Source organism: Psychrobacter urativorans (assembly GCF_904846695.1).
GTDB classification, from domain to species: Bacteria; Pseudomonadota; Gammaproteobacteria; order Pseudomonadales; family Moraxellaceae; genus Psychrobacter; species Psychrobacter urativorans.
Window position 1 is genome coordinate 278,819 of record NZ_CAJHBR010000002.1, and the last position, 18,605, is coordinate 297,423.

General features: G+C 41.0%; 18 protein-coding genes. 8 read left to right on the forward strand and 10 right to left on the reverse strand.

The features are described 5' to 3' along the window. Window positions 1-5: 5 nt before the first annotated feature. From JMY09_RS03240 to JMY09_RS03255, 4 genes are all read right to left on the reverse strand, one after another. The gene (locus JMY09_RS03240) at window positions 6-1,034 is read right to left on the reverse strand and encodes an MBL fold metallo-hydrolase (RefSeq protein WP_201622148.1); all 1,029 of its coding nucleotides are present in this window, start codon (window positions 1,032-1,034) and stop codon (window positions 6-8) included. An 18-nt stretch (window positions 1,035-1,052) separates the two neighbouring features. Then, window positions 1,053-1,829 (reverse strand): SDR family NAD(P)-dependent oxidoreductase, encoded by a 777-nt coding sequence (locus JMY09_RS03245; protein ID WP_201622149.1) that lies wholly within the window; start codon window positions 1,827-1,829, stop codon window positions 1,053-1,055. 123 nt (window positions 1,830-1,952) lie between these two features. Next, a complete protein-coding gene (locus JMY09_RS03250; RefSeq protein ID WP_256932977.1) occupies window positions 1,953-2,753 on the reverse strand; it encodes an enoyl-CoA hydratase/isomerase family protein in 801 nt (266 codons plus the stop codon). Window positions 2,754-2,883: 130 nt separating this feature from the next. Next, the gene (locus JMY09_RS03255) at window positions 2,884-4,023 is read right to left on the reverse strand and encodes an acyl-CoA dehydrogenase family protein (protein ID WP_265087989.1); all 1,140 of its coding nucleotides are present in this window, start codon (window positions 4,021-4,023) and stop codon (window positions 2,884-2,886) included. Window positions 4,024-4,494: 471 nt separating this feature from the next. On the opposite strand from JMY09_RS03255, the gene JMY09_RS03260 reads away from it, so the two are divergent. Next, a complete protein-coding gene (locus tag JMY09_RS03260) occupies window positions 4,495-5,136 on the forward strand; it encodes a TetR/AcrR family transcriptional regulator (RefSeq protein ID WP_201622151.1) in 642 nt (213 codons plus the stop codon). 292 nt (window positions 5,137-5,428) lie between these two features. Here JMY09_RS03260 and JMY09_RS03265 read toward each other — a convergent pair whose 3' ends face one another. Both JMY09_RS03265 and JMY09_RS03270 read right to left on the reverse strand, forming a co-directional pair. Further along, window positions 5,429-6,565: a M14 family metallopeptidase gene (locus JMY09_RS03265; protein WP_201622152.1), complete on the reverse strand. Its 1,137-nt coding sequence runs from the start codon at window positions 6,563-6,565 to the stop codon at window positions 5,429-5,431. 273 nt (window positions 6,566-6,838) lie between these two features. Continuing rightward, window positions 6,839-7,498, reverse strand: a complete 660-nt coding sequence (locus JMY09_RS03270; protein WP_265087990.1) for a glutathione S-transferase — start codon at window positions 7,496-7,498, stop codon at window positions 6,839-6,841. A 367-nt stretch (window positions 7,499-7,865) separates the two neighbouring features. On the opposite strand from JMY09_RS03270, the gene JMY09_RS03275 reads away from it, so the two are divergent. After that, window positions 7,866-8,573, forward strand: a complete 708-nt coding sequence (locus tag JMY09_RS03275; protein WP_201622153.1) for a 3'-5' exonuclease — start codon at window positions 7,866-7,868, stop codon at window positions 8,571-8,573. Between the two features lie 263 nt (window positions 8,574-8,836). Here JMY09_RS03275 and JMY09_RS03280 read toward each other — a convergent pair whose 3' ends face one another. Then, entirely contained in the window at window positions 8,837-9,331 is a 495-nt protein-coding gene (locus tag JMY09_RS03280) for a hypothetical protein (RefSeq protein WP_201622154.1), read from the reverse strand. Window positions 9,332-10,107: 776 nt separating this feature from the next. Here JMY09_RS03280 and otsB point away from each other — a divergent pair. From otsB to JMY09_RS03310, 6 genes are all read left to right on the forward strand, one after another. After that, on the forward strand, window positions 10,108-11,070 hold the full coding sequence (gene otsB / locus JMY09_RS03285) for a trehalose-phosphatase (protein WP_227677132.1): 963 nt from the start codon (window positions 10,108-10,110) through the stop codon (window positions 11,068-11,070). Between the two features lie 35 nt (window positions 11,071-11,105). Next, window positions 11,106-12,701 (forward strand): alpha,alpha-trehalose-phosphate synthase (UDP-forming), encoded by a 1,596-nt coding sequence (locus JMY09_RS03290; protein WP_201622155.1) that lies wholly within the window; start codon window positions 11,106-11,108, stop codon window positions 12,699-12,701. 138 nt (window positions 12,702-12,839) lie between these two features. Further along, window positions 12,840-14,000 carry an acyl-CoA dehydrogenase gene (locus JMY09_RS03295; protein WP_227677133.1) on the forward strand — a complete coding sequence of 387 codons (1,161 nt, stop codon included), beginning with the start codon at window positions 12,840-12,842 and terminating at the stop codon, window positions 13,998-14,000. Beyond that, a complete protein-coding gene (locus JMY09_RS03300; protein ID WP_201622156.1) occupies window positions 13,988-14,836 on the forward strand; it encodes a PIG-L deacetylase family protein in 849 nt (282 codons plus the stop codon). The genes JMY09_RS03295 and JMY09_RS03300 overlap by 13 nt, the downstream gene beginning before the upstream one ends. After that, window positions 14,820-15,728 (forward strand): class I SAM-dependent DNA methyltransferase, encoded by a 909-nt coding sequence (locus JMY09_RS03305; RefSeq protein WP_201622157.1) that lies wholly within the window; start codon window positions 14,820-14,822, stop codon window positions 15,726-15,728. Before JMY09_RS03300 ends, JMY09_RS03305 begins: the two co-directional genes overlap by 17 nt. A 62-nt stretch (window positions 15,729-15,790) precedes the next feature. After that, on the forward strand, window positions 15,791-16,474 hold the full coding sequence (locus JMY09_RS03310) for a glycosyltransferase (protein ID WP_201622158.1): 684 nt from the start codon (window positions 15,791-15,793) through the stop codon (window positions 16,472-16,474). Window positions 16,475-16,676: 202 nt separating this feature from the next. Here the strand turns inward: JMY09_RS03310 and JMY09_RS03315 are convergent, their stop codons facing one another. The 3 genes from JMY09_RS03315 to JMY09_RS14790 all read right to left on the reverse strand — a co-directional run. Then, window positions 16,677-17,672, reverse strand: coding sequence for a phosphatase PAP2 family protein (locus JMY09_RS03315; RefSeq protein WP_201622159.1), 996 nt, complete (start codon window positions 17,670-17,672; stop codon window positions 16,677-16,679). Between the two features lie 249 nt (window positions 17,673-17,921). Continuing rightward, complete coding sequence (locus JMY09_RS03320) at window positions 17,922-18,470, reverse strand: DUF1345 domain-containing protein (protein ID WP_227677134.1); 549 nt, start codon at window positions 18,468-18,470, stop codon at window positions 17,922-17,924. 49 nt (window positions 18,471-18,519) lie between these two features. Continuing rightward, a partial coding sequence (locus JMY09_RS14790; protein WP_201622182.1) for an integrase core domain-containing protein occupies window positions 18,520-18,605 on the reverse strand: 86 nt, incomplete at its 5' end.

The window sequence follows — 18,605 nt, forward strand, 5'->3', positions numbered from 1 at the left end:
GCCCCTTAAGCCAAGCGGTAGCGCAAAACACCAGATGGCTCTACGGTTTCGCAAATGACTTCTGCGTTATTTACTAAATAAGTAACGTGAGCGTAGGTCTCTTCAAGGGCTAAACAACGCGCAAAGCCTTGTTTCTTAGCCCAGCCTAATACCGAACTCAACTCGTTGACGGTGCGCCATTGCTCTAAACTGCCACGTAGTTTGTCTAACGAGGTCTGATGGTGCTGTAAAACTTCACGGACTCGTTTTTCCCCGTGATAAAACGGCTTATTGTGTGAGGGTAACACTAGGGCCTTAGGATCTATCCAATCAAGCATATCGCTCAAGCCTGCTATCCAACCAGCTAAGGGATCAGCCTCTTGAGTCATATAGTTTAAGCCAACGTAGGGGGTAATATGGGCGATGATTTGATCCCCTGAAATCATGACTTCTCCGCAAACTTTTTGTAGACAGATATGCTCTATAGAATGTCCGGATCCGGACCAAAGCCGCCATGACTCACCGCCTATTACCAGCGTATCGCCAGATTTGACAATATTTATCTGGGTTGGTAGTGGCCCGAACATCTGGTCTACATACTCCCAAACCTCTTCTATACTTTGCAGATCCTCTGCTGAGGCCGCCATACGCTTATAGAAGTGTGGCAAATCACTATAATCTTTGGCACTGCGATAACGGTTCTCTAGTCTTGCCTGTAAAATCTCCTTCTCAGAAATATACAAAGGGGCGTTACAGTAGTCCTGCAACCAACCCGCCAGCCCAATATGATCAGGATGGCAATGAGTAATTAAAATTCCGGTAATTTTTGTTGGTTTAGGTAGGTTTTGTAGCAAGTTTTTCCACAATTCACGGTTTTCATCAGAGGCGGGACCTGAGTCAATCACAAACCAGCCGTCCCCATCCCTAATCAAGTAGATATTAATATGATCCAGCTTGCTGGGTATCTTGAATCTAGTCCAGAGTATGCCGTTACTAACGACTAGCACCTCACCAAAATCTGGTGGGGTAATGTGGCTTCCTTGCTGACTATTCATAACCTTACCTTTTATTATTTATCTAGCTTGCAGTATAGTCGCCGCATCGAGACGAATATAGCGGCCATTCATATAGCTATTCTCGATAAGAAAAGCACAAGTAGAGGCAAATTCCTCCATGTTACCCATACGCTTGGGCGCCTCACACATAGCAATCAAAGCTTCGCTAACCTTAGTATCGAGTGACTCCACCATAGCAGTTGCAAACATCCCAGGCGCAATAGAATTGACTCGGATAACTAATTTACCAAACTCACGCGCAGCTGGCATATTGAGACCATTAACGCCAGATTTTGAGGCTCCATAGGCGCTCTGTCCAATTTGGCCTTCCCAAGCTGCGCCAGAGGAGACATTGACGATGACCCCACGCTCGCCCTTCTCATCAGGCTCATTTAGCGCCATCTTTTCAGCGCACTTTGACATAACGGTATATAGCCCAATCAAATTTACGTTGATAACTGCCTTAAAATTGGCTAATGCCGAGGCCTTGCCCTCTCGATCTAGAATCTTTGCCGGAGCAACAATACCTGCCGCATTAATGTCAGCATGGATAGCACCAAATTTAGCGATAATGGCGGTAATAGCGTTATCGACCTCTTCCTCAACAGTCACATCAGTGCGACAAAATATGGCATTTTCGCTACCAAGCTCTGCCACAGCAGCCTCTCCTGCTTGTTGATTCATATCTAGCAAGGCCACCTTAGCGCCTTTATTGCCTACCATGTAGTGAGCCGTTGCCAACCCTAGTCCTGAGGCGCCACCACTAATAACGACGACTTTATTGCTTAAATTCATGATGCATTCCTTTGCCTATTGTCTAAAGAGTGATTTATAACGACTGTCTAAAGTTTATTTAAAGAAGGATATAAAAAAAGATCTAAAAAACCATATAAAAAGCTATTTAAAATATTATTAAGATTAATAGCCGCGAAACTCTGGTTTACGCTTTTCACTAAAGGCGCTTAGACCTTCTTGCATATCGTATGAGCGCATATGTCTGCGGAATAGTACTTGCTCTTGTTGCAAGGCATCATCACGCGATTTGTCCGCGCTAGCATTAGCAACTACTTTCATTCGTTGCAGCGCAATCGGGCTTTTTTCTGCTATCAGCTCTGCTAGTTTTTGTGCTTCTTGTGGCAAGTCAGCAAGGCTGACCACACGATTTACAAAACCATAGCCCATCATCTGTGTTGCCGAGAGGGTTTCGCCAGTGAACAGTAAGTATTTTGCGACATTGAGTGGGATTAATCTTGGCAATAGTGCTGCGCCACCTGCTCCTGGATAAACCCCATAATTTGCATGAGCATCGCCTATACGTGCGCTGTCCGCGGCTATCACAATATCAGCACACATTGCCGTTTCTAAACCACCGGCCATAGTAATGCCGTTAATCGCTGCGATGACTGGCTTGGAAAAGTTGCGTAGCACATCAAGCACGTTGACGGTTAAGCGATCAATAAAGTCGGTCTCGCCAGCAGGGCCATTAGTTGAAGCTAAGATTTCCTTTAGGTCAGCCCCAGCGCAAAAAGCTCTGCCATTACCCGTAATTACCAAAACTTTGACGCTGTCGTCTACAGCAATTTTTGGCAGTAGCTGTTCATACTTATCCAACATCTCAAGATTAATGGCGTTCATAGCGTCTGGTCTATTGAGAGTAATCCAAGCCACTGGTCCCACTTGCTTATATTCTAAAGCGTCATTTTTCATCGGTAAGTCCATAGGTGATACTCCTATCTAATGGTATTTGCAAGGCCGTGTTTATAAGTATAAGTACGGGCTACTCTTAAGCATTTGTTATTAAAACAACTATTAACTATTAACTACTGACTGTTAACGATACCTAACCCCTTTATCTAAAGGCTTGAATGCCAGTAAGGGAACGCGCTATCAATAATTTTTGGATTTCAGTAGTGCCATCAGGGATAGTGCCAATAATTGCTTCTCGAGCTAAGCGCTCCACGATATACTCTTTGGTCACGCCATTACCGCCATGAATCTGCACGGCATCACGGCAGACTTTGACCGCCATTTCCGTGCTATACCATTTAGCCATAGCGCATTCTTTATCACAGCGAATGCCTTGATCGATCATAGTGGCAGCTCTTAACGTCAATAATCTAGCAGCATCTATGTTGGTTGCCATATCAGCGATTTTATCGGCTATCAATTGATGGCCTGCGATCAGCTTGCCATGTTGAAAGCGCTGTTGGCTGTACTTAATCGACTCTTCCATAGACCTACGAGCAATAGAATAACCCCAAGCCGCCATATGGCAGCGGGCACGTTCGAAAGTGATCAAAGTATTTTTTAAGCCCGCTCCCAACTCGCCAATAGTATTACTCACTGGAACACGGACATCAGCAAAGAATATTTGTGCTGTGGACTGGCCATTTAATGCCATTTTTTTGATACCTTGCACCTCAATGCCTGGGGTAGTCATATCTACTAAAATATGCGTCAATTCGCCCTCAGCGGTTTTGCAGGTACATATGAAGATATCCATATGCTCACCATTTGAGATCCAAGTTTTTTCGCCATTGATAATCCAGTCATCGCCATCGCGCACAGCTCGGGTCCTAGCAGCAGCTACGTCAGATCCTGCATCAGGCTCAGATACCCCAATACCGATAAACAAATCACCCGATAGCAGACTAGGTACATACTTTTCTTTGATAGGTTCTGATGCGTTTCTAATCAACATATCGGCGCCAGAGACATTAATCAGAATAGGCAACGCCAAATCTATTGAGCTGACGCCTACTTCTTCCCAGAGTAATAAGTGGGTTACCCAGTCTAAGCCTAAGCCGCCCCATTTCTCAGGAAAAGGGGCTTTGATTAGACCAAACTCTGTCAAAGTCTTCACAAACCCTTTTAGCATCTCCTTAGGAATAAAACCCTCACCGTGGGCACGCAACTTTGGTTCAATATCATTATCCAAAACTTTTCGTAAGCCTTCTGTGGCCATTTTCTGCTCTTCTGTCATTAACATGTTCATGGCTTCCTTGCCTATTTTAGTACGTTTAATAACTTTACTAATGCTATTGGTGCTAGTTTTCAGAGGATGCATTAGACTAAAAATAAAATAATGATAATTTAGATTATCTTATGCTAAGGTAGAAGAAAACGTATTAAATCAGTGTTTATTACAAATATACTAGGTAGTTCTAATAAATATTGCAATTAAATTTATATTAAAGATAATTAAGATTATCCTTAAATTTTATTACAGTTATTTTTGTTGATATAGATATTTTCTAATGAGTAGTTTATGTATATCCGTAGACGCTGTCAGTCCCCCACTTTACAACAGCAGTATTTCCACCCTTTATTTCTATAAGTATTAGTCGATAAGCCATTAAAGATAGTTTTATAAGTAACTAAAACACGCCGTGCCTCACTAGGTACTAGATAGGAAATTACAAAGTAGTGCAACGCAAGCTGTGAGACTGGAGGATAAGAAATGCAAGACAAAGATCTGCACCATAAAACGCTGAATAAAGCATTAAAACCAATATCAGCGATGCGACCGGCAACTTTAGATAAGCTTGAAAAAGCAGTGCTACTGTTATTCTCGAATCATGATCCTACTGAAGTCAGCATGATACAGATAGCTCGTACAGCAAATATGTCATTAAAGACTCTGTATAACTATTTTGGTGACAAGCAAACCATCATTTATACTATTTTAAATAGAGTATTAGGCCGTCTAGCAGTCCGTATGATTGATCATTTGCAAGGTATCGATAGCGTTAGAGACCGTCTGCGTAAAACGCTTTGGGTGTTCTTTGATTTTATTGATAAAAGCCCAGATGCTATGATGGTATTGTCCACAGCAGTGCCCGCCTCTCGTTATCGAGAGATAGCTATTTATGATAATAAAGAGTTGGTTGATTCTTTTATGCAAGTATTAGGCGATGGACAGCAACAAGGTATATTGAATGACACTGTGCCTTTGTTCGTTTTATTCGATGTGTTTATAGCTTTTATTAGCCGCTTAGGACTCATGCATATCATACGCAAAAATCCAGATTCTCTGAATGAGAACTTTGATGGGCTATTTACTATTTTATGGCGGGCTATTAGCAATCCTGAAATAGATTAATATAATCACTATAAAATATTAGCTTAATAATTGAAGGGCTACTGGGATCAATTTTGTGTAGCTTCTAGAAACGCAGCATGCAAGGGAGATTTATACCAGCAGCACGCTGTAATGGATGGTCTCTTTTTATTTAGGATTAACTCCAGTAAAAAATATAACTACCCTATAACTTGGCCTAAAAAATAAAACCTTAGCAATTACTTACTAAGGTTTTATTAATTTCAATGACTTAAGTCACTACTTAACATAAGTCACTAATTAACGTAAATCACTACTTAACATAAATCACTACTTAACGTAAATCATCAAAGACCGCCAACATAGCGACTAACGAGGCTTCGCCTAATTTAATACAGCGCTCTGGCGACCAACCGGTATCAGCATCGGGAAGGTTATTGTTATCTATAAATGGCATCTCCAAAGTATTAGCCAGACAGTCAAAACGTTCGGCAACCCAATGGGTAGCCAGAGTCATATTAGCTTTGCCCGGTGCATCAACCTGATAGCCTTCTTTAGTCTGAAAGTCGGCACTGGCTAGTTTTAACACTTCTGCAAATCTATCGCGTAGACCTGCAAGGCGGTCATTATAACTCGGCGTACCTTGAGAGCCGGCAAGGAATACAAAAGGTATTTCTTCATCACCGTGCACATCATAAAACAGATCAACACCAGTATCTTCCATTTTATTAATCACATAAAAAACTTCAGGGCTCTCTTCTAAACTTGGATCTGACCAAGCACGGTTTAGGTTAGTGCCGACTGCGTTAGTCCGCAGATGACCACGCACACTACCATCAGGATTCATATTAGGCACAATATAGAAGTTGGCTTTGTCTAGTAGCAGCTTAGCAGTGGCATTATCACTATCTAATAAGCTATGCAGCAGACCTTCGACTAACCATTCCGCCATAGTCTCACCAGGATGCTGACGAGCCGTAATCCAAATATTGCGCTTGCTTTCACTATCGCTATCGTCATCACTAATTTTAACTAAAGTTAAGTCGCGCTTGTCCAAGGTCTCGCCTAAATGCTCTAAAGTCACTAACGGATGCATTTGTACAGCGGCTAATAAATCTTGATGACGCTCGTAACTATACGGGGCAAAAAAAGCAATTTGAATGGTTTCACATTCCATATCTACCATTATGGTTAGCTTGCCATCTTTATAAGAGGTGGGCAGACGGAACCAATATTCACGATCGTATGAGGCCACTGCTTGATAATTATCCCATCCTGCTGGGAATGCTGCTTGCCCTGCGTTGAGAATATTAAGCACATATTGCTCATCGATCTGTCCGGTTAGACGAAAGTTAAACCATTGAAAAAACTCGCCGCCAACGTCTGGGCGAATAGCCAATTGGATATTTTTTTTATCTTCTAAGCTAATGACTTCAATATTACCGGCATCAAAATTAGCACTGATATGCATGATTTTTCCTTAATTAGTTATTGTCATAAATTAGAGGGTACGGGCCAGCAGAATCCTTGTATTGCTACTAAACCTTGAACTTGGGTAAGCGAATTATGACTCAAGTTATATAAAGATTCGCTGTCTATTACTCAATTAGATTGAACAAAATTAACTATAGCCCAACCAATCGAATCAGCTATTGTAGCTGATAAGCTTAGGTTACCGAAACCCTGTTGGCTAGATAGTAATAACCACTAGTAAACGAAACGGCAAGTGCCCGAAATAGTCCTGTTAAAAGATAGCCACATCATCACCCTCTTGCCATGGCTGAAACTTAGTCATAGCTTGTACAAACAAGGGGTGCTGTAACCAGTGTTGTAACCATAGCTGTAGCTTTGGGTAAGGTAGACTATAAAAAACCTGACGATCTACATGAGCGAATTGGCGCACAAAAGGCATTATGCCAATATCAGCAATACTTGGACTGCTGCCTAACAGGTAAGTATTTTTAGTCAGTAGCGATTCTAGAAGCTGTAAAAAGACCTCGCCTTGTTGCCGATATTCTATCTGCGTCCTCTCAGGATGACGATCGGCATACTTATAGCGATTGAGCCAAAGTTTAAAGTCATTATCGTTTTGCTCGATCAAGGCCTTAGCTTGCAGGGAAACGCATGCTACCAAAAGCCCTTGCGGATCTTGCTGCTCAAGCGCCCATCTCATTATCTCCACGCTCTCTGCAATCACCGTACCATCAACGAGCTGTAACACTGGCACAGTGCCTTTCGGGCTAATCTCAAGCATCTGAGCTGGCTTGTTCTTTAGCACTATCTCCCGCAGCTCTACTGATAACTCAGCAAATAGTAAACCAAGACGGGCGCGCATAGCATAAGGACAGCGACGAAAAGAGTACAGCAGAGGAAGTGAGGAAGTCATAGCTAAAACAGAGCTCATAGAAAGTTACCGCCGTTAAAACAAAATGAATGAGGATAAAGAGTTCACAAAATGGTTTAAGCACTCAGTTATTAACCAGCAACTATTGAAAAAATAGCTTTTATAGCTTAGGCTCAATTCTGCTTGACAATAACTGATGATTTATCATTACAATAGCCCTATCTAGGGTCATAATCTCTGGTTAATCATCAAACTATAAAAGCCATCTAGTTCACTGGCAATAGCACTACTTTTACTAAATTGGCATAACTTAACGCTTACGCTATTACTCACAAACTGTCACTTGCAGACTATTATTTGCAAACTGTCATTTGCAGACTTTCAAATCACAAGCACTACTGATAACTCAACGCTATAGAGGCTTATAATGACCACATATATACTTGATACAGAAACCACGGGCCTTATTGAACCACACATGACTGAAGCGGCCTACTCTATTATTGATTTAAATAATGGTAAGGTAGCAGTATTGCAAGAGCCACGAGCTAAGCGTTTTAACCCTCTAAAAGAAATCAGCTTAGGGTCTATGGCGATATCACATATATGTGAGGAGGATATCGCCAATGAGTCCCCTCATACAGACTTTAAACTGCCCAGCAATGTCGAGTATTTAGTAGGTCATAATATCGATTTTGATATGCAGGTTTTACATAATGCTGGCGTCACACATACGCCTAAATTGATATGTACTTTTGCTATGGCAAGCCATCTGCTACCTGCCCTCGATAGCCATAAGTTAGTATCTCTACTTTATTACTTCCATCGTGATATCGCGCGCACTCAAGCAAAGCAAGCACACGCCGCTATTGCTGATATTTACTTCACTCAGCTGGTGCTTAGCAGTCTAATTGACTTAGCTAATAATCAAGGTCATGCCATCACTGACGTGGCTAGCTTATATGACTTTAGCCAGAAGGCACGTATACCTACTCACTTGAGTTTTGGTAAACATAAAGGCGAGGCTATTGCAGATTTAGCGAGCAGTTCTGATGGGGCGGGCTATCTTAAATGGCTGCTTAAGCAGGACAGTGTCGATCCGTACTTAGCTCAAGCCTGCAAGCAGGCATTGTAATTGTAGCAATCGTTATCAATAGAGTTATGCAGCAAGTTTTCTTACTACCAACTGTATTTTTTATAGAACTTAGCCGCTTGTACAATGGCTATTTATAAGCCAACAACGTAGCAAGCAAACCCTATAATAATTTTATGTCAGTACTATAGCAACGCCTGTGTCTCGAGCAGCGCCTGTGTCTTGAGCAGTGCCTGTGTCTTGGCTAGGGAAATCGCATAAAAAAAGCCTTGCGTATAGCAAGGCTTTATCTAACTCTCAAACAACTAATCTTTATTACGAGCTTGTTTGATAGTTTTAGCCGCTGATTCCATAGTATCAGCTGCTATATCAGCTAGTGTTCCAACAACCCCTTTAGCCTTCGTAGTAGCAGCTTCAACTAAAGAAGTCTTGCCCTCTTCATTAGATTTTTTAGACTCTTTGTCGCCTTCATCATCAGACTTGTCAACGTCTTCATCATCAGAGTCATCAGATTTCTTAGACTCTTTGCTAGCTTTATCATCCGACTTGTGAGCGTCTTTACTGGCTTTATCATCCGACTTGTCAGCGTCTTTACTGGCTTTATCACCAGACTTGTCAGCGTCTTTACTGGCTTTATCGTCCGACTTATTAGCGTCTTTACTGGCTTTATCGTCCGACTTGTTAGTGTCTTTGCTAGCTTTATCGTCCGACTTATTAACGTCTTTATTGTCTTTGGCTTCTAATCCTTCATTATCAGTCTGCTTAGGCTTCTTCTCATCTGTAGATTTATTATTGCTCATGATTTAACACCTCTTATTTAATTGTTTTTAGTTTTGTAGTGCTAGTACTGAGCTTACTCCCTTACTCCTTTAGCTGTCTGTATCTCATAAGTTTCAATAGGTAAACCATGTTTACTCAATTTAAGATAATTTTACACTCTGACTGTAGCCTACTAACCATTATTCTATGACCACCGATGACTTGTATTAGGCTAATCCTTAGCAGCATTTAAAAACGCTTTAAGCCTTGCTATGCTAGCTCTGTATAGCTATTAGCTTATTAATATAATCCGCCAATATAGTTTAATAAGTTAAAGATAAACTACTGCTTTGAGCAACCTAACCATTTAACTTCTAAGCACCATTGTATTAATATTAGATGTCCTTTGTTTTACTATCAAAACCATTAGAATATATCAAAAAACAAAAACCCTTCACCCTATCTAGGTAGTGGCGCTAAGGGTTTTTGTGCTTTTTATTTTATCAAATGCACACTTGCAAAAGTGTGCCTCCAATCTATAAGGAGAGCATGATTATTGGCAACACAAAAGATTAACATTATTCTTAACGAGTTACAAAATTGATGCCAAACTGACCATTGTCGCCAATGAATCATAATTAATTTTATGGCAGACTTATCATTAACTTAGATTGCTTATTATTAATATTAACGCCTGTTGAACAGCAATTAAGCATTAAAAACCGGTCAACTTTTGACAAATAGTTTAACGCTAAGCTGGCTTAAATTAGGCGAAGGATAATAGCCTATTAAAAATATTAGTTAAAAAGGGATAAGCGTGACCTCAATAACAGAACTAAGCTTAAATAATGAGTCTCTGTATATAGAACCAGAATATATACAACCCAAATACATACAACCCCATAAATTCGCTGATTATTTATTTAGTCATCAGCAATATGCTTTATTTTTGGATATAGATGGCACGCTTGCAGAGTTTACAGTAAATCCAAAAGATAGCTTTATCCCCAATTCAACCTTAATGCTTTTGCGAAGAATACAAGATCAAGGCGTTAAAATCGCTTTTGTAACTGGGCGAAGTCTTACTGAAGCCAAGCAAATGCTGCGTTTTATATCCGCTTCGATTGCTGCTACTCATGGCCTAGAAGTGGCTCTTGAAATGAGCAAGCACCAGCAATGTGACAATGATACCAACAATAAAAATACTAGCGCTGCGCAGGTGAATATCGTTGAGCTCGATGAGATAAGGCAAGCTATTATTCAATCCTGTCTGTCCTATCAGGGTTTCACTATAGAAGATAAGCCTTATTCGGTCGCTCTACACTATCGACAAAACCCTGCTTTGGCACAAGTGGCTTATAGCATTATGTCGGTGGCATCAAAGAATTATTCTGACTGGCTATTAAAACCCGGTAAATATGTTTGGGAGATAGTGCCAAAAGGGGTAGATAAAGGCACAGCAATTTTAACTTTGTTAAAGACGATGCAGACCAGCACTAGCCTTTGTCCTATATTTATTGGTGATGACTTTACTGATGAGGCCGGTTTTGTAGCAGTACAAAGTGAAGAGGATATGCTAGATAGATCAATGAAGACAAGTGGATTAATAAAAGACTGCCAAAACTCAATAAAGGGTATGGGTATTAAAGTGGGTAGTGAGCCAAGTGGTGCAAACTATTATGTGCGTAACATTGAAGAAGTAAGTTTTTTACTTGAGAGTTTTTTGACCTTTTGCCAAAAACGTAGCTTTTTACCCACTGATTTAGTGGACGCTTACTGATCCTAAAACTGCTAAAAAGTAATGAGATATCCTATATGAGTCGTTTGATTATGTTATCCAACCGAGTAAAAATGCCTGACAATAATCCAATAGCAGGCGGGCTGGCAGTAGCATTGCACGAAATACTTATAGGTAATTCGAACATCTGGATGGGCTGGAACGGTGAAATCATCGAAACTAAAGGTGGCGGTAATGATGCTTGTGACGACTGTATCATCAGTGGATTTAGCACTAGTAAACAAACCGTTTCCATAAATAATAATTTAGCAAGCACTGAGAAGCAGCCAGCTAATACTACAATTACTTATATTACTACTGCTCTCAACACTCAACAATATCAACGTTTTTACTGCGGTTTTGCCAATAATGTGCTGTGGCCATTATTACATGAGCGACTTGATTTAGTCAGCCAAGCAGCACAAGACTATGCAGGCTATCAGCAGATAAACCGTCTTTTTGCTAGACAATTAAAGAAGACTATTGAGCCGGATGATGTAATTTGGGTCCATGATTATCATTTTTTAAGTGTCGCATATTATTGTCGACAGCTAGGAATTAATAATCGTATCGGGTTTTTTTTGCATATTCCATTTGTTGCCTTATCATTTTGGCAGCAGCTTGCTGAAAGTGCCGAATTAATCAAACATCTTGCTCACTACGATGTTATTGGTACTCAAACTCAACAAGATAAAACCAACTGTCTTAAAGTGGTACAGCATTATCTACCAGAGCGTCTTTTAACTAAGACTTCAATAAACCCTAAGCAAGATTTTGCAAGCTCAACGGCTGTGCATCTCATGATTGACCTAGACTTAGACAGCTCGCACTGCTTATCGATTGATGCCTATCCCATCGGAGTTAATGTAAACAAAATTCAGCAACAGATTATTAACTCATCCGCTCACTTACTGGCAAAATCCACAGGATATACTCAAAAAAAACAGCTTGTAAAACAAGCTACCCAGCAGATTATTGCTGTAGATAGGATTGATCATTCTAAGGGTTTATTAGAGCGTTTCTCAGCATATCGCTGTTTTTTACAGCAATATCCAACTTACCAAAATCAGCTAAAGTTGTTACAAATTGCTTGTCCTAGTCGCTTAGCTCTCCCCGTCTATCAGCAGCTTTATAACAGTGTCAAACAAGTAGTGGATAATGTGAATCAGCAATTTTTGCCTAGTGAACCTACTATGAGTTATTTTAAAACTGAGGCTTTAGAAGCTGACTATCCTATAGATAATTGGCAGGCGATTACCTATAGCGAAGAGGTGTTAAGCCATGACACTTTGATGACAGCGTTTTGGCATAGCGATATTGGTTGGGTAAATTCGCTTAAGGATGGCATGAATCTGGTCGCTAAAGAATACATTGCTGCCCAAAATCCCGATAATCCGGGAGTGTTGTTATTGTCAAGATATGCAGGGGCGGCTGAGCAGATGCAGGCAGCGGTCATTATCGATCCACATCAGCCTAAAAGTATAATACAGGGTTTAAAGACTGCCTTAGAGATGCCATTAGCGCAGCGAAAGACCCGTTATCAGACGTTGTTACAAGGCTTGCAGCAGGATGATTTATACGCTTGGCAACAAAAATTCTTAGATAAGCTGTATTTGAAATACCCAGTATCGTAGATCGCTTATATTTAAGGTATCTTATATCTAAGGTAGCTGGTGTTTAGCATAGCTTAAGTCATAAGCACAGATAGTAGACTGCTAGTAGATGTGCGCTTACCGCCCAAACGGGTGATGAATAATAATTAGGAAGTCCTTATGTCACGCTCCGCTGCCCCAAACTCCTTGTTACTAGACATTAAACTAGCTATAGAGCGCATTATATCTATTGATAAGCAAACGGTTAATGACTCAGTTAATGGCTCAGTTAACGACTCAGTTATTAACGATAAATTACGCCACGATATATTGGATATTTTAGTGAGTTATAGCGATAGAATTCCTCATCCTGCCAGCTCAATTGGTACTAGTACTGGCATTAGCAATAGCGATGCAAGTGAAAATAAGGATAAAACCAACTCACCTACCTTGATTCGTTGGCAAATTTTGGCTTATGTTGCCGGTATTGATTTAACCATTGCGAAATGGTTTGAATCACACTTGGATGCTTTAAGTATCTTGCATGAAGTGGGCTATGACCAACCAATAGTAGGGCTATGGGCGGTTTGGGCTTCAGAAGGTAATCGCGATCCTATAACTTATCAGCAAGGCCCAACTAGCGGTATTAGCAGTGGCACTAAAACTTGGTGTTCAGGAGCAAATATTGTCGATTATGGGCTAATGACTTATCGAGATCAGCATGGTGATTCGCAACTGCTGGTAGTAGATATGCAGCAAAGTGGCATTGAGAGTGACAATAGTGGTTGGCAAGCGGTCGGTATGCAAGCTACTGATACGGCGAGTATAAAGCTCAATAAGGTGGTAGCCAATAATGTTGGAGCGGCCAATGCTTATCTAGATCGTGTGGGATTTTGGCATGGAGCAGCAGGGGTTGCTGCATGTTGGTATGGCGCAGCAGCTACCCTAGCCGGCTATCTAATAACCGCTTATCAGCAGAAGCCTAACGACTATAAGGCTATGTATTTGGGGCAGATCAGCACAGCATTGGCGGTTACTCAGCAATATTTTTATCATGTCGCTGACTTGCTAACTAGCCAACCAAACACTAGCCACCAACTTGCAATTCGCCAGTTAAGGGCAAACGTCGAACAGCTGGCCCGTTTAGTAATAGAGAGCGTCGGGCAAGCTTTGGGAGCAGCACCGTTTTGTGCTAACGCCCACTTTGCTAGGTTAGCCGCAGATTTAGCAGTGTTTATTCGCCAAAGTCATGGCGCCTTTGATTTACAGAAAATTGGTGAATTAACTAGCGATACAACCGGTCATTTAACTGAGGAGCAAGATAACATATGGCAACTATAACTTCTGATATGGCCATAGTTAGCAATATGATCCATCAGCACCAAGCAGCTGAACCTAATCATCCAATCGTTGGCGACCGAGTTATTGAAGGTGAAGGTACTAGCCAACAACTTTGGCAGAACTGGCAAGGCTTGCACGATTTACCTCGAGTAAAGGTTGCCGATAGCTTTCCCTCATCCCAGCGTGTCTGTATTTTTGCGCCTCATCCTGATGACGAAATATTAGGCTGTGGCGGTCTGTTACAACAGTTGGTAGCTAATGGCAATGCTATTTTACTAGTGTACGTAACCAATGGCACCCAAAGCCATCCAAATTCGCAGGTTTATCCTCCGCAAAAGCTTAATATCATTCGCCCGCAAGAAAGCTTTGCAGCATTAGAAGTACTGAATATCGCTCAGCAAGTGACTACTGTCGCCCTAGATTTAACCGATGGCGAAGTGTTTTCCCAGCAAGCCCAATTTAAAGAAAAATTAACTGCTATTATCAGGTCTGATGATATTTTAGTGACCCCTTTTATCCACGACGGTCATCCTGATCACGAGGCTACGGGGCAAGTAGTAGCTGCATTCGCCAAGCAGCAGCAGTTAGCCTGTTACCAGGTTTTTATTTGGGCATGGCATTGGGCTAAACCTGCTGATAGCCGCATACCTTGGCAATGTGCCCTTAGCGTCGATTTAACTGCTGAGCAATTACAGCGTAAAACTCAAGCTATCCATTGCTTTAAAAGCCAGATTAGCATTGATGACAGTACTGGCAACTTGCCTATTTTATCCGCGCAAACTATCGCTAGAATTAGCCAACCTTGGGAGGTTTATTTATATGAGCCACCAGTTTAAACCTAGTCTTACTAAGCTTGGCGAGGTTGTTGATAGCGTGAAGGTTGTCGATAGCGTGAAGGCTAATAAAACAACTCCGGCTGACTGTAATCAATCGGCTGCTAAGTCCGCTAGCCCTTCTAGTTCTAATGTAGACGCCTATTTAGAAACCTATTCAGAAACTTATTTTGACGAGCTATATAGTGACAATACTGACCCTTGGCAGTACCAGACTCGCTGGTATGAAAAACGCAAACGTGATATTTGCCTAGCAGTGCTACCCTTAGCTCGTTATGGTAATGGGATCGAGTTAGGGTGCGGTAATGGGGTGTTTAGCGAGTTACTTGCCGATCGTTGTCAGGCTCTAGTTAGCGTGGATGGCAACACTCATGCCGTGCAGCTCGCTGCACAACGATTAGCGAGTATGCCCCATGTTAAGGTAATACAAGCAGTTATTCCTAGCGCCCTAGTGAGTTTGACCACTGGGATTGTGGATGCTGACGGTTTATCCGATGACTCAAGTGCTTATAAACCCGCCTTTGATTTGATAGTTATTAGCGAGATTTTATATTACCTATCGCCAGATGATATTCATAAGGTTATCGCTTGGATTAGGCAAAACTTAGCCATAGGCGGTACTTTATTATGCTGTCATTGGCGCTATGCTATCGATGGCTTCGCGATGACCGGTGAGACAGTACATCAACGCTTACACCAAGCATTTAACGCAGTAAATAATGCCAACACTCTAAGTAAGACTAACAATCAACAAAACAATTCAAAAAATTCAAACAACCAAGAAAACCAGCCTGCGACATTTAGTCATCAAAGTCAGATTATAGATAGCGATTTTTTATTGGACGTATGGCAAAACTCTTTAGATTCGGTCGCTAGGCAAGAAAACTTAATATGACTGCATGACCGTGTATCAGTGGCTAGCCCCTTAACAACCCAATGGATAATATAAAACTCCTAATGAAGCCTACAGCTATAGCTATTGTGATTCCGGCTCATAACGAAGTACAGACCATTAGCGCATGCTTAGCGTCAGTACAGATCGCCATTGAGCCACTGCCCTCACTTATCAGCGCATCTGTGCTAGTCGTTTTAGACAGTTGCACTGATAGCACCTTGGCAATAGTCAAAACCTCAGGGGTTGACTACATAAGCTGTGAGGAGCGCTGTGTGGGACGAACGCGAGATTTGGGTATTCGCAATGCGATAGCTAGTGGAGCCACTTGGCTTGCTTGTACCGATGCAGACTCGATAGTAAGCGCAGATTGGTTAAAGCAGCAAATCATTCATATTGCTCAACAGCCCACTGATATGATTTGTGGCGTGGTTAGCGTTGATAGCTGGGCACATTTAACGCAGCAAACGCGCGAAGATTATGCCGCTCATTATCAAGATATAATGGGACATCGCCATATTCATGGGGCAAATTTAAGCTTTAGCGCTGAGGCTTATCTCGCTGTGGGTGGTTTTAGTCCCTTAGCTTGCCATGAAGACGTGGATTTAGTTAAAAAATTTGAGGCCCAAAATTATGCCATTACTTGGAGTAATAAGGTACGAGCGATTACTAGTAGCCGCTTACAAGCTCGAGCCAGCGAAGGCTTTGCCAATTTTTTAAGCAACTTAGAAAAAAGGAACTCACGATAGCTATTTATAACATCAGTATATTACAGTGATTGTAAAGCCGGACGGGTTTGAAAAATAATTCTTTAGAAACCAGTTAGTTAAGAGCTTAGTCAGTTAACAGTTTAGCCAGTTAAGAGTTTAGCTATTGCAAAACCTAGTAAGCGGCTTAACTGCTTATGATAAGCACTGTCATTTAACTGTAGTGGCTAAGTATTGATTTAGTCTAAACTAACAATGGAAATTGATAAATTGCAGCATATATAATCGTGCTTATCAGTACAGCCACCACACTGAACCGAATCTGATAAAGCTGGGCCGTTGACCAATCTAGTTGCCAGTTAATGTTATGTCTCGCCGTTAACCACTCTGTCACACTAATGGCTACCGTCAGCCATAATAAGCCTACTAAATAGCCTCCCAACACATCACTCAAGTAATGCTCATTGAGCAAAACTCTACTCAATCCTACTAATATAGAAAAAAACACAGTAAACACTAAGATACGAACTTGCCTGGCAAAGCTTTGGCTAAACCGAATAGCCATATAAGCTATAAACCCGTACATAGCCATAGTAGCCGTCGCATGTCCGCTTGGAAATGAGTAGGTGCGCTCAAACAATAGAATATCTACTGGTCGCTGGCGATGAAATAACATTTTGCTCAAAAAGGTAAAGGCCGTGCTGCCTATGATAGCTATCAGCAAGCCAATTAATAGGTAGCGTTGGTTTATTCTCCAGCATAGCAATGCGGTCAAAAACACTATTAAACAAGTAATAGGGGTCGAAGCTAAGCTAGTAATAGGAATAAAAAAATTAACTACTGATGAGCCACTTAGCAGACTCATCTGTTGTGATACCCAGTAATCGATCGCTACTATAGAGTCCGCGTTAACGACATCTTCAACCAGTCCGACGAACAACGCTAAAGTATAGCCCATCACTAAAAACAATAGCGTTAGCGGCAATCCCTGAAAGTGCTGAACATGAAGCCTTTGCCAGAAAAAATTATATAGCTTTGGATAGCTAATTTTTAATAGTAGCAGCCGTTTACTCAAGCCAAAATACTGCTCGAACCTTAGCCAATATTGTAGAGCTTTTTTAAATACTCGTCCTGCATAGCCAATAATAGCGTATTGCAAAATCCATAAAACAATAATCACTAATAAAAGCAGACTCACTAAGCTAAATAACTGCTGATTTGTTTGAATTAGGGTAATCATGGATAACCGAATTTCCTTTTTGCACTCTCTATCACCTAGCTAGTAATACAGAAAATTTATATTAGTGGCACACTGCCATAAGTCTATTTCTATTTCTATTTCTATTTCTATTTCTATTTCTATTTCTATTTCTATTTCTATTTCTATTTCTATTTCTACTCGAACGAAAATACTTATATAGTTAGTTCATTGTAAAAACCAGACTGTGATGTATCTATTGTATTTGGTATCGACTATATTTGATATCGACTATATATAGCTGGCTATGATATTAATTAATAAAGAAATAATAACCAAGTTGAATACAAAAGCGATAATACTATGCAGAGTAGCAAGCTCTCTACCAGCTCTTGAAGTAAAAGCAATATCAGCCGTTTGCCCGGAAGTACCGATAGCCACTGCGCAATAAAAGAAGTCTTCAAACTTAGCACTGATCAGCCTAGGGTCATCCTCGCTATCGCTCTTATTCTCCACTAACGCCTCAGGAAACATAAAAGGTTGTGCAACGCCGCTACGCTGCTCAGAAAAATATAAATAAGCGTATTGCATGGCGAAAACAACTTGAATCATCAGCCAAGTAATAAAGATAGTACTCACAGTAAGCGCGATAGTTAAAATGCGTGCCAGGCCCTGATAGTCTTTGCCAATCTGAGTTTGCCTAACAATAGCTAATAAACAGATTAAACTTGCGATACTAATGAGACTCAAGATAACCAGTTTACCCTCATGCTCTGCGGTCAAATGACTATGAATAGTGTTATCACGCATCATAATAATGATACTAACGATATATATCAAAATGGCACTGTAAATACCCCATTCTTAACACAACATCATTGTAGAATCATTAAGCCACCTGTCTGTACTCAGCAGGTGTCATATCATTAAGTGAATCATGGGGTCTTTCAGTGTTATAAACCGTGATCCAGTCTT

What these genes read in the sequence shown, in the direction of transcription:
- JMY09_RS03250 (WP_256932977.1), bottom strand. Translation starts at nt 2,753, where the DNA reads ATGGACTTACCGATGAAAAATGACGCTTTAGAATATAAGCAAGTGGGA.
- JMY09_RS03265 (WP_201622152.1), bottom strand. Translation starts at nt 6,565, where the DNA reads ATGCATATCAGTGCTAATTTTGATGCCGGTAATATTGAAGTCATTAGC.
- JMY09_RS03305 (WP_201622157.1), top strand. Translation starts at nt 14,820, where the DNA reads ATGAGCCACCAGTTTAAACCTAGTCTTACTAAGCTTGGCGAGGTTGTT.
- JMY09_RS03275 (WP_201622153.1), top strand. Translation starts at nt 7,866, where the DNA reads ATGACCACATATATACTTGATACAGAAACCACGGGCCTTATTGAACCA.
- JMY09_RS03295 (WP_227677133.1), top strand. Translation starts at nt 12,840, where the DNA reads ATGTCACGCTCCGCTGCCCCAAACTCCTTGTTACTAGACATTAAACTA.
- JMY09_RS03315 (WP_201622159.1), bottom strand. Translation starts at nt 17,672, where the DNA reads ATGATTACCCTAATTCAAACAAATCAGCAGTTATTTAGCTTAGTGAGT.
- JMY09_RS03260 (WP_201622151.1), top strand. Translation starts at nt 4,495, where the DNA reads ATGCAAGACAAAGATCTGCACCATAAAACGCTGAATAAAGCATTAAAA.
- JMY09_RS03300 (WP_201622156.1), top strand. Translation starts at nt 13,988, where the DNA reads ATGGCAACTATAACTTCTGATATGGCCATAGTTAGCAATATGATCCAT.
- JMY09_RS03245 (WP_201622149.1), bottom strand. Translation starts at nt 1,829, where the DNA reads ATGAATTTAAGCAATAAAGTCGTCGTTATTAGTGGTGGCGCCTCAGGA.
- JMY09_RS03240 (WP_201622148.1), bottom strand. Translation starts at nt 1,034, where the DNA reads ATGAATAGTCAGCAAGGAAGCCACATTACCCCACCAGATTTTGGTGAG.
- JMY09_RS03270 (WP_265087990.1), bottom strand. Translation starts at nt 7,498, where the DNA reads ATGAGCTCTGTTTTAGCTATGACTTCCTCACTTCCTCTGCTGTACTCT.
- JMY09_RS03310 (WP_201622158.1), top strand. Translation starts at nt 15,791, where the DNA reads ATGAAGCCTACAGCTATAGCTATTGTGATTCCGGCTCATAACGAAGTA.
- JMY09_RS03280 (WP_201622154.1), bottom strand. Translation starts at nt 9,331, where the DNA reads ATGAGCAATAATAAATCTACAGATGAGAAGAAGCCTAAGCAGACTGAT.
- JMY09_RS03255 (WP_265087989.1), bottom strand. Translation starts at nt 4,023, where the DNA reads ATGTTAATGACAGAAGAGCAGAAAATGGCCACAGAAGGCTTACGAAAA.
- JMY09_RS03290 (WP_201622155.1), top strand. Translation starts at nt 11,106, where the DNA reads ATGAGTCGTTTGATTATGTTATCCAACCGAGTAAAAATGCCTGACAAT.